The organism is Intrasporangium sp. (assembly GCF_032907665.1).
Lineage (GTDB): Bacteria > Actinomycetota > Actinomycetes > Actinomycetales > Dermatophilaceae > Intrasporangium.
Map to the genome: position 1 here is coordinate 20,594 of NZ_JAJJPG010000059.1, position 1,523 is coordinate 22,116.

Genomic DNA, 1,523 nt, shown 5'->3' on the forward strand with positions numbered 1-1,523 from the left:
GGGCTGCAGGCGGCCCGGGAGATCTCCCGGTTCGCGCCCGGGGTCCGGATCCTCATGCTGTCGATGTACGACAACGAGCAGTACTTCTTCTCGGCCCTGAAGTTCGGTGCGAGCGGCTACGTGCTGAAGTCGGCCGCGGACAGCGACCTCGTGCATGCCTGTGGGGCAGCGATGCGGGACGAGCCCTTCCTCTATGGCGGGGTCGCGAGCACCCTCGTGCGCAACTACCTCGGGCGGGTGGCACGCGGCGAGCGACTGCCCAAGGCCGTGCTCACCCCGCGCGAGGAGGAGGTCGTCAAGCTCATCGCCGAGGGTCGCTCGTCACGGGAGATCGCCGACGTCCTCGTCATCAGTCTCAAGACGGTCGAGCGCCACCGCGCCAACGTCCTCGCGAAGCTCGGCATGCGCGATCGCGTCGAGCTGACGCGGTACGCCATCCGGGCCGGTCTCGTCGAGCCCTGACCGGTTCCGTTGGACGGCGCCGACGGCGAGGACGTCGGGGCCCGCTCGGCAGGGGGGTCGCCGGACCCGGCGCCGATGGGAGGATGACCCCGTGACGACGACGGATGCGCCCCTCGACCTGCCCGGTTACGAGCACGTCTACTCCGGCAAGGTGCGCGACCTCTACGCGCCGATCGGTCCGGACGGTCGCAGGGACGAGGCCCGACTGCTTCTCGTCGCCTCGAACCGGCTCTCGGCCTACGACTGGATGATGACGCCCGAGATCCCCGACAAGGGCGAGGTCCTGACCCGATTGTCGCTGTGGTGGTTCGACCAGCTCGCGGACCTCGTCCCCAACCACGTCGTCTCGACTGACGTGCCGGAGCAGGTCGCGGGGCGGGCCGTGCTCGTCCGCAGGCTCGAGATGCTCAAGGTCGAGGCGATCGCCCGCGCCTACCTCACGGGGGGAGGGCTCGAGGAGTACCTCTCGAAGGGATCGGTCTCGGGCGTGCCTCTGCCGGAAGGCCTGGTCGACGGCTCCCGCCTGCCTGAGCCGGTCTTCACGCCCACGACCAAGGCGCCCGTCGGCGAGCACGACCAGCCGATGAGCCCGGCCGAGGTCGAGGCCGAGCTCGGGGCCGAGGTCGCAGCCGAGGTGTCCCGCCTCACGCGGGCGATCCTCGCCCGAGGCAACGAGATCGCGGCCAAGCGGGGCATCCTCATCGCCGACACCAAGGTCGAGTTCGGCTATGCACCCGAGGGCTCCGGCGGACTCGTCCTGGCCGACGAGGTGCTCACTCCGGACTCGTCGCGGTTCTGGCCCGCGGACCTCTGGGAGCCCGGCCATCCGCAGCCCTCCTACGACAAGCAGTTCGTCCGCGACTGGCTCACCTCGGCCGAGTCAGGCTGGTCGAAGGCGAGCGGCGAGCCGCCACCGCCGTTGCCCGAGCACGTGGTCGCGCAGACCCGGGCCAAGTACGTCGAGGTCTTCGAGCGGCTCACCGGCGAGACCTTCTAGCTCTCCGGGGCGGGGGGCCGACCAGGATCGGGCCGGGGTCCGATAGGTGGTGGTGGTCGCGCGG

Annotated in this window: 2 protein-coding genes; both read left to right on the plus strand. The window is 70.7% G+C overall.

Features of this window, described 5'->3' with window-relative positions; genetic code table 11:
• Positions 1-462 (plus strand): response regulator transcription factor (locus LOY02_RS10470; RefSeq protein ID WP_317182301.1); only part of this gene is annotated, 462 nt, incomplete at its 5' end.
• Between the two features lie 91 nt (positions 463-553).
• Positions 554-1,459 (plus strand): phosphoribosylaminoimidazolesuccinocarboxamide synthase, encoded by a 906-nt coding sequence (locus LOY02_RS10475; protein WP_317182302.1) that lies wholly within the window; start codon positions 554-556, stop codon positions 1,457-1,459.
• The last annotated feature ends 64 nt before the right edge of the window (positions 1,460-1,523 follow it).